Origin of the sequence: Sphingopyxis sp. KK2, from assembly GCF_001990265.1 — a bacterium.
Lineage (GTDB): Bacteria > Pseudomonadota > Alphaproteobacteria > Sphingomonadales > Sphingomonadaceae > Sphingopyxis.
Window position 1 is genome coordinate 1 of the sequence record NZ_LYVN01000158.1, and the last position, 8708, is coordinate 8708.

6 protein-coding genes, 1 tRNA gene, 1 pseudogene and 1 riboswitch are annotated in these 8708 nt (G+C 66.8%); of the genes and pseudogenes, 6 read left to right on the top strand and 2 right to left on the bottom strand.

What is annotated here, in order from left to right:
• Positions 1-388, top strand: a pseudogene (locus B1A78_RS18720) (thioredoxin); the annotation flags it as partial.
• A 31-nt stretch (positions 389-419) separates the two neighbouring features.
• Here the strand turns inward: B1A78_RS18720 and B1A78_RS18725 are convergent.
• Complete coding sequence (locus B1A78_RS18725; RefSeq protein WP_077148418.1) at positions 420-1454, bottom strand: putative sulfate exporter family transporter; 1035 nt, start codon at positions 1452-1454, stop codon at positions 420-422.
• A 129-nt stretch (positions 1455-1583) separates the two neighbouring features.
• On the opposite strand from B1A78_RS18725, the gene B1A78_RS18730 reads away from it, so the two are divergent.
• From B1A78_RS18730 to B1A78_RS18750, 5 genes are all read left to right on the top strand, one after another.
• Positions 1584-1660 (top strand) — tRNA-Arg (locus B1A78_RS18730).
• 270 nt (positions 1661-1930) lie between these two features.
• Positions 1931-2152: riboswitch (cobalamin riboswitch) on the top strand.
• Positions 2153-2326: 174 nt separating this feature from the next.
• Complete coding sequence (locus B1A78_RS18735; protein ID WP_083734318.1) at positions 2327-4225, top strand: TonB-dependent siderophore receptor; 1899 nt, start codon at positions 2327-2329, stop codon at positions 4223-4225.
• Positions 4225-5130, top strand: a complete 906-nt coding sequence (locus B1A78_RS18740) for an ABC transporter substrate-binding protein (protein WP_077148419.1) — start codon at positions 4225-4227, stop codon at positions 5128-5130. The genes B1A78_RS18735 and B1A78_RS18740 overlap by 1 nt, the downstream gene beginning before the upstream one ends.
• The gene (locus B1A78_RS18745) at positions 5127-6113 is read left to right on the top strand and encodes an iron ABC transporter permease (RefSeq protein ID WP_077148420.1); all 987 of its coding nucleotides are present in this window, start codon (positions 5127-5129) and stop codon (positions 6111-6113) included. The genes B1A78_RS18740 and B1A78_RS18745 overlap by 4 nt, the downstream gene beginning before the upstream one ends.
• Positions 6110-6877, top strand: coding sequence for an ABC transporter ATP-binding protein (locus B1A78_RS18750; RefSeq protein ID WP_077148421.1), 768 nt, complete (start codon positions 6110-6112; stop codon positions 6875-6877). The genes B1A78_RS18745 and B1A78_RS18750 overlap by 4 nt, the downstream gene beginning before the upstream one ends.
• Before the next feature lie 4 nt (positions 6878-6881).
• Here B1A78_RS18750 and B1A78_RS18755 read toward each other — a convergent pair whose 3' ends face one another.
• Positions 6882-8573 (bottom strand): amidohydrolase family protein, encoded by a 1692-nt coding sequence (locus B1A78_RS18755; RefSeq protein ID WP_077148423.1) that lies wholly within the window; start codon positions 8571-8573, stop codon positions 6882-6884.
• Positions 8574-8708 lie beyond the last annotated feature (135 nt).

Sequence of the window (8708 nt, forward strand, 5' to 3'; positions counted from 1 at the left end):
TGCGGCGCTGATGGTCGCGGCGACCGCCGGCCTTTATTATTTCGGGTTGCCGAGCTGGGCTCAGGGGCTGGGCATTCCCGGGATGAGCGACGAGCCCGATCTCGTCATCGAACTGCCGCCGAACCAGGACCATCGCGAACTCGCCGACGGCACCATCTATTTCGCCGCATCGGGGGTGATCATCAACCCGACCGACCGCGAGCAGCGCGTGCCGCCGATCCTTGCCGAGCTGCGCGATGCGCAGGGGACGATCGTCTATAGCTGGACGATCAAACCGCCGGTGCGGATGCTGCCGCCGAACGAGAAGGTCAATTTCAGTGAGGCCAAGCTCGACATCCCGCGCCGCGCGACGCAGCTGACGGTGAGCTGGGCGCTGCCGAAGAGCTGATATTCCAGCTGTTTAGCCTGACGTCACGGCGTCACAGCAACAGCGCCGCCCCCAGCGACAGCAGGAAACTGGTCAGCGTCGCGACGATGATCGGCGCGAAGCTGCGCCACCCTTGGTCGAGCAGCAGATGCAGCCGCGCCTTCATCGCGGTGGCGACGATCGCGAGCAGCAGCAGCGCCTGCGCGGCGGTTGCGGCGCCGTCGGTCACGGGCTTGGGGATCGCGATGAGCGAGTTGATTGCGGCAACGGCGAGGAAGCCGAGGATGAACCAGGGCAGGCGGAGGGGAATGCGTTTGCCCGTGGTGTCTCCGCCGCTGCGCGCGAGCCACAGCCCGACGAGCATCAGCATCGGCGCGAGCAGCGCGACGCGGGTCAGCTTGACGATCGTCGCGACCTCGCCCGCAGGCGCCGAGAAGGAGAATCCGCCACCGATCGCCTGCGCGACGTCATGGATCGACGCGCCGATCAGGAAGCCCGCCTGCGCATCGGAGAGGCCGAGCTGCGCGGCGAGCACCGGATAGAGCGTCATCGCAAGCGCGCTCGCGACGGTGATGCCGACCAGCGTCAGGGTGAAGCGCGCCTGGTCGACGCGCTTGTCGCCGATCAGCGAGTAAAGCGCGAGCGCCGCCGACGCGCCGCAGATCGCGGTCGCGCCGCCCGCGAGCAAGGCGGCGTGGCGATCCTGCCGGAACAGCCGTGCGGTGGCGACGGTGACCGCGATGACTGCGAGCATGATGAGCACCAGCAGCGCGAAGGGCAGGGGACCCAGATCGACGAGCTGGTCGGCGGTGATCCGCGCGCCGACGAGCACGATGCCGAAGCGCAGCGCGGTCTGCGACATCAGGTCGAGCCCGGCGTGGGTGCGCTTGTCCTGCGACAGAAAACTGAGCGCGAGGCCGATCAGCAGCCCCATCAGGACGATCGGCGCGGCATAATGATCAGCGAGCCAGGCGGCAGCGAGCGCGGCGATGGCGGTGACGAGGATGCCGGGGACGAAGTCGCGCCACTGGTGCCGCGCCGGCGGATGCGCCTCAAGCTGCATCTCGCCATAAAGGTCGGCCGCCATCGGCCAGTCGTAATCGGATGCCTTCACCGGCGCTCCCCTGCGCTGTTGCCGCCCGCTTCGCACATCTGCGACGCGCGGTCGATAGGCCATTGCTGGCGGCTCGCGCAGTTGCTAGAGGCCGCCGTCTGCGCACCCGTAGCTCAGCTGGATAGAGCGCTGCCCTCCGAAGGCAGAGGCCAGGGGTTCGAATCCCTTCGGGTGCGCCATTCTATCTCTCGTCGTTATTGCGAAGCCCGCTCAAGGCTTTGGACGAGTGCGTCGGTATCGCTTTGCTCTTTTTTGGGCAGCGCTACTGCCAAGCTTGATCACACTGGCACGGAAAGGCGAGGTTGCGGCCGTGCGTCGCGCGGCGTCGACGCCGCTCCGGACCTTTGGCGGCATATGTTGTCGAACCCGGCATCGCGGAATCGCGACGGCGATAAAGCCGATTGCGAAACCGCGCGCTTGCGCTATGGGCTTGCGCCGCGGGGGCCTGGCTCCCGCAAGATCGCGCCGGTGCCCGAATGGGCTTAAAACGGGAACGCGGTGAAAAGGCCCCGAAGGCCTTTGAATCCGAGGCTGTCCCTGCAACTGTAAGCGGTGAGCGCGATGCACCGGTCCGGACGCAAGTCGGGGCCAGCCACTGGGGCAACCTGGGAAGGCGTGCATCAAGCTGTGACCCGCGAGCCAGGAGACCTGCCGGCGCACCGGTCGCTCTTGCCTTGGTCCAGGGGATGGTCATGGCACGGTAATCCTCCGTCTGAGCGACGACCTGTGCGGCTGGGGCCGCATCGGTGCGTGGCGACGGAGCGACTTGTGCCCGCGCTTCGCCTGCACCGACCGGTTCGCCGGCACGCCCCGCCAACTCGCTCTGGCGCAAAGGGGGCTTTCCCATGTTGAAGACCGGTTTCATTTCCCTCCTCGCGCTGACGGCGGCGACGCCCGCCCTCGCGCAGTCCAATCCCGACGCCGGCGAGCGCTCCGACAGCGATATCGTCGTCACCGCGAGCGGCGTTGAACAGAAGCGCACCGAAACGGGCCACACGATTTCGGTCATCACGCGCGACGATCTTGAAACATCGCAGGTCACGTCGATCAGCGATGCCTTGAACCTTGTCCCCGGTGTCGCCGTTGCCCAAAGCGGTCCTGTCGGATCGCAGACCAGCGTGTTCATCCGGGGTGCGGAAAGCAGCCAGACACTGGTCCTGATCGATGGCGTGCGGATCAATGACCCCTCGACGCCCAATGGTGTGTTCGATTTCGGCGCCTTGCTGACGGGGAATGTCGAACGGGTCGAAGTGCTGCGCGGTGCCAATTCGGTCATCTGGGGCAGCCAGGCGATCGGCGGCGTCATCGACGTCCAGACCATCGCACCGACCGACACCCTCTCCGTGAACGCCAGCGCCGAATATGGCAGCCATGACAGCGTGAAAGCCTATGGCAATGTGTCCGGCAAAAGCGGCATATTCGCCGGGAGCTTTGGCGCCGGCTATTATCGCACCGATGGCATTTCGTCGCTCATCGGCGGCACCGAACGCGACGGGTATCGGAATTTCTCGGCCAACGGCAAATTGCTCGTCGAATTCTCGCCTGCTCTGGCGCTCGATCTGCGCGGTTACTACAACAAGGGCCGGATCGAATATGACGACGCCTTTGCCTTTCCGGGCAATCCCGCAAATTCGATCCCCGAATCCGACAATGAACAGTTCACCGGCTATGTCGGCCTGAACCATGATCTGTTCGACGGCAAGTGGAAGGGTCGCCTGTCGTACAGCCGCACCGATCTCGTCCGCGAAGGCAGCGAGGCAGGCGCAACCGGCCCGTTCAATTACAACGTCTTCACCGCGCGCGGCCAGGTCGACCGTTTTGCCTATGACGGCAATCTCGATTTCGGCATCGCGTCACTGGTCTTCGGTGCGGCGCATGAAAACACATTCGCCAGCACCTTCTTTCCGCTCGGCGGCGATGTCACACCGACGACGTTCAAAAGCGACTATAGCAGCTTCTATGGACAGATCGGCGTGAACCCGTTTGCTGGCCTGACGGTCAACGGCGGCCTGCGCTACGAAGACCATTCGCAATATGGCAATCACACGTCCTTCGGTGCCGACGCGGCCTATACACCCAATGATGGGCAGACCATATTCCGCGCCAGCTATGCCGAAGGTTTCCGCGCGCCGACGTTGAGCGAGGCCTTGCCGCCATTCGGCAATATCGACCTGAAACCCGAAACCTCCAAAGGCTTCGATGTCGGCATCGAGCATAGCTTCATCGACCGTAAGGTGACCGCAACGGCCACCTATTATCACCGTAAAAGCAACAATCTGATCGCCTATAACCCGGCGACATTCCAATCGGAAAATATCGGACGCGCGACGTCGAAAGGCGTCGAGGTCGGTCTTATCGTTCGCCCCAACGACGACCTCGATGTGCGGGTGAATTACGCACTGGTCGACGCCACCACCCGTTCGCCGGGCGCGAACTTTGGCAATCAGCTTGCGCGCCGCCCGCGTGACAAGGCCAGCTTCGTCGCCGACTGGAGATCGCCATGGGGCTTGAAGCTGGGCGCAACTGTCGCCCTGACGGGCGACAGCTTCGACAATATCAACAACAGCTTCGCCAATCGTCTCGATGGCTATTGGCTAACCACCGTGCGTGCGGCATTCCCGATCACCGACCGGTTCGAAGTCTATGGCCGGATCGAAAATCTGTTCGATGAGGATTACACCGTCGTCAAAGGCTATAACACATACGGCCGCGCGGCCTATGGCGGCGTGCGCGTGACCTTCTGATGCGCGGGTCTGGCCTGGCGCTCGGGCTTGCCGCTGCGGGGCTGCTGGTTTCGACCGGCAGCGCCGTGGCGCCGCCCGACGCCGGGCCGCCGCCTTCGGCGCCGCTGCGCGTCATGTCGACGAACCAATGCACCGACCAGCTCGTGCTGGCGCTGTTGCCGCCCGAACGGATCGTGTCGGTGACCTGGCTGTCGCGCGACCCGTCGGGGTCGCTGATGGCCGATGCGGCGCACCGCGTCGGGATCAACCACGGCCTTGCCGAAGAGGTGGTGCAGCAAAATCCCGACCTGATCGTCACCGACGAGTTTTCGAAGCCCGCGACGCGCGCGATGCTCAAGCGTCTCGGTTATCCGATGGTCGAGGTCGGCCATGCGGCGGACTTCGATGCGATCCGGACCAATGTCCGGCAGGTTGCGCGCGCGGTCGGCGAAGTGCAGCGCGGCGAGGCGATGATCGCGGAAATGGACCGCGACCTCGCCGACCTCGCGCGCGATCCCGGGCCGCCGCTGCGCGTCGTCGCATGGGACGGCGGCGGTTTCAGCGCGAGCAAAGGCTCGCTCTATAACGAAATCCTCGAGGTCGCGGGCGCGGTGAACGTCGCCAACGAGCCGCCGGTGTCGGGTTATAGCCGTCCCGATACCGAGGTGCTGCTCGTCGCGGCGCCGACCTTGCTCGTGAAGGGCGCGGGCGTGCGTCCCGAATATGGGATGCGCGAAAATATCGAACATCATCCACTCGTCCGCCGCTATTGGGACGGGACGCGGACGGTGGCAATTTCACCGGCCTATTATGCGTGCGGCACCCCGAAAATCACCAAGGCGGCGATCCGGCTGCGCGCCGAACTGCGTGCGGCGGCCGGGACCGCGCGCACGCCGCTTCCCTTTGCTGCGGGCAAGCCGCTGTGACACGCTGGCTCGTCCCCCTGCTCCTCGTCCTGCTGTTCGCCGCGGGTTTCGCGTCGTTGCTCGCCGGGACGGTGTGGCTGACCCCGGAGCAGGCGCTCGGCGGGCTGTTCGCGGGACGCACCGACCTTGCGGCGCTGATCCTTACCGAAATCCGGCTGCCACGACTGATCCTCGGACTGATGGTCGGCGCGATCCTCGGGCTGTCGGGCGCGGTGCTGCAGGGGCTGCTGCGCAACCCGCTCGCCGAACCCGGGCTGCTCGGCGTGTCGGCGGGGGCGTCGCTCGGCGCAGTGATCGCGATCTATTTCGGTTTCGCCGCGAGCTTCGCGATGGCACCGCCGCTCTTCGGGCTCGCGGGCGGGTTCGTTACCGCGGGAACCGCGCTCGCGCTGTCGCGGCGCGGCGGCACCTTGTCGCTGATCCTCGCCGGCGCGGCGGTCAGCAGCATCGCCGCCGCCGGGGTCAGCGTCGCGCTCAATGTCGCGCCCAACCCCTATGCCGCCTATGAGATCATGGTGTGGCTGATGGGCTCGCTCGTCGACCGCAGCTGGGACCATGTCTGGCTCGCGGCGCCCTTCATCCTGATCGGGGGACTGCTCCTGCTCCTCACCGGCCGCGCGCTCGACGCGCTCGCGCTCGGCGAGGCGCAGGCCGAAAGTCTCGGCATCGATGTCGCGCGCACGCGCTTGCTCGCTTTGCTCGGCACCGCGATGGGGGTCGGCGCGGCGACGTCGGTCGCGGGCGCGATCAGCTTCGTCGGGCTGATCGCGCCGCATATCGTCCGCCCGCTCGTCGGGCACCGCCCGGGTCAGACGCTCGTTCCCGCCGCGCTCGTCGGCGCTTTGCTGGTGACGCTCGCCGATATCGGCACCCGCCTGCTCGTCGTAGACGGCAAGGTCCTCGCGCTTGGCGTCTTCATCAGCCTGTTCGGTGCGCCCTTCTTCCTGTGGCTCGTCCTCCATGTGCAAAGGCGCACCGCATGAGCGCGCTGAACTTCGTCGCCGTCACGGTGAAACGCGACCAGCGCCCGGTGCTGCGCGAGATCGACGCGGTCTTCGCGCCGGGCCGCCTGACCGCGGTGATCGGCCCCAATGGCGCGGGCAAGAGCACGCTCCTCGAAGTCGCCGCAGGGCTGCGCGCGCCCGATGCGGGGCGTGTCGAACTCGGCGGCGAGTCGCTCACCGTCATCGGCCGCCGGATGCTCGCGCGGCGCCGCGCCTATCTGCCGCAGCGCGCCGAGGTCGACTGGCCGATCAGCGTCGAACGCGTCGTCGCGCTCGGCCTGACCCCGGTGCTGCCGAGTTTCGGCGACCTGCCCGCCGCGATGCGACCCGCGATCGACGAGGCGCTCGCCGCCTGCGATCTCACCGCGCTGCGCGACCGCCCCGCGACGAGCCTGTCGGGGGGCGAGCTTGCCCGCGCGATGCTGGCGCGCGCGATCGTCGGCGATCCCGAATTGCTGATCGTCGACGAGCCGACCGCAGGGCTCGACCCGCGCCATGCGCTCGACGCGGCGCGGCGGCTGCGCGCGCGCGCCGACGCCGGGCGCACCGTCATCATGGCGATCCACGACCTCGACCTCGCGCTGCGCCACGCCGACGATGTTGTCGCGATCAAGCATGGCGCGCTGCTCGCGGCCGGACCAGTCGCCGAGGTGATGACCGAGGCGCTGCTCGGCGCGCTCTACGACGTGCGGGTGCGGATCACGCGCGATGCCGACGGCGCCGCGATCCGTTTCCGCGACTGAGCCCTCAGCGGCACTTTCCGAACCCCGCACCGCGCACCGCACGGCCGGGGGTGGCACCGGTCGGCTCGCCGCCCTTCAGCACCTGCGCGCCGTTGACGAAGACGTCGCGCACCCCGGTCGCATATTGGTGCGGCTTCTCGAAGGTCGCATGATCGGCGATCGTCGCGGGATCGAAGATCACGACATCGGCATAATAGCCGGGCTTGAGCGCGCCGCGCTCGGCCAGCCCCAGGTTGGTCGCGGGCAGCGTGGTCAGCCGGTACACCGCCTGTTCGAGCGAGATCAGCTTCTCGTCGCGGACGTAGCGGCCGAGCAGCCGGGCGAAATTGCCATAGGTACGCGGGTGCGACCCCGATTTCAGGAACACGCCCTCGGCCGATTGCGAGGCCGCGTCGGACCCGAAGCTCATCCACGGCAGCTGCACCTGCTTGCGGACATTATCCTCCGACATCAGGAAATAGACGGTGCCGACGCGCGAGCCGTCTTCGACGACGAGGTCCATCGCGGTCTCTTCGGGGCTCTTGCCGCGCATCGCCGCGACGTCGGCGAGCGTCTTGCCGGTCAGCGGTTTCAGTCTCTCGCTCTTGAAGCCCGACAGGATCATCTTGTCGGCGCCCGCGCCGAGGTAGAGATTTTCCCAGTCGCTCCCCGGCTTCTGCATTTCGGCGGCGACGCGCGCACGCGTGGCGGGGTCCTTCAACCGTTCGATCCACGCCTCGAGCCCGCCCGCCTGCACCCAGGTCGGCATCGCGGCGTCGAGCCCGGTCGCGCCCGCGGTATAGGTGTACATATCGGCGGTGATCCGCTGGCCCGCAGCGCGCGCCGCCTCCACCTTCTGCACGACCGAATCATATTTGCCCCAATTGTCGCGGCCCGCCATCTTGAGATGATAGATTTCGGCGGGGGCGCCCGAGCGGCGCGAAATCTCGATCAGCTCGTCGACCGCTTCCTCGAGCCGGTCGCCTTCGGAGCGCATATGGCTGATGTACATGCCGCCGCATTTCGCGGCTTCGCTGGTCAGCGCAACGAGTTCGTCGGTTTCGGCATAGGAGCCGGGAGCATAGATGATCGAGCTGCCGACGCCGAGCGCGCCCTCGTCCATCGCCTGCCGCACCAGCGCTTGCATGCGGCCGAGTTGTTCGGGGGTCGGGTCGACATCGCCTTCGCCGAGCTCGTGGATGCGCACCGTCGCGGCACCGACAAAGCTCGCGACGTTGGTCGCGATGCCGCGCTTTTCGAGATAGCTCAGATAATCGCCGAGGCTGGTCCAGGTGATCGCATATTTGATGTCGCCCTGGCGCTCGGTCTCCTGCGCCTTCATCGCGGCGTTCATCGGTCCCATCGACCAGCCTTCGCCCATCACCTCGAGCGTCACGCCCTGGCGGATATCGCTCTGGCTGCGCGGGTCGGCGATCAGCGATTCGGTCGCCCAGCTCAGCATGTTGATGAAACCCGGCGCGACCGCCATGCCGCTCGCCGATACCTCGGTCTTGCCCATGCCTTCGACCTTGCCCACCGCGACGATGCGATCGTCCCTGATCGCGACGTCGCCGGCGACCGGCGCCTTGCCCGACCCGTCGTAGATGGTGCCGCCGCGGATCACGATGTCGTAGGCGGGCTCGGCGCTCGCGGCGGTCAGCGCGATCCAGCTCGCGGCGAGGACGAGCGACCGTCCGATACGCTGCCTGCCCGTCATATCCGTCTCCCGTTCATGCCCGATGCTCCACCCTGCCCGAGCGCGATGCGCTTGGCCATGCGCATTATCGGGCTTGATCGCCGCCAGCCCCCGCGCCAAGGGTTTCGCAACGAAACCCATGGGAGGAAGCCTTGA

Coding starts and splice junctions, on each gene's coding strand:
- B1A78_RS18725 (WP_077148418.1), bottom strand. CDS start 1,454: ATGGCGGCCGACCTTTATGGCGAGATGCAGCTTGAGGCGCATCCGCCG.
- B1A78_RS18735 (WP_083734318.1), top strand. CDS start 2,327: ATGTTGAAGACCGGTTTCATTTCCCTCCTCGCGCTGACGGCGGCGACG.
- B1A78_RS18740 (WP_077148419.1), top strand. CDS start 4,225: ATGCGCGGGTCTGGCCTGGCGCTCGGGCTTGCCGCTGCGGGGCTGCTG.
- B1A78_RS18750 (WP_077148421.1), top strand. CDS start 6,110: ATGAGCGCGCTGAACTTCGTCGCCGTCACGGTGAAACGCGACCAGCGC.
- B1A78_RS18755 (WP_077148423.1), bottom strand. CDS start 8,573: ATGACGGGCAGGCAGCGTATCGGACGGTCGCTCGTCCTCGCCGCGAGC.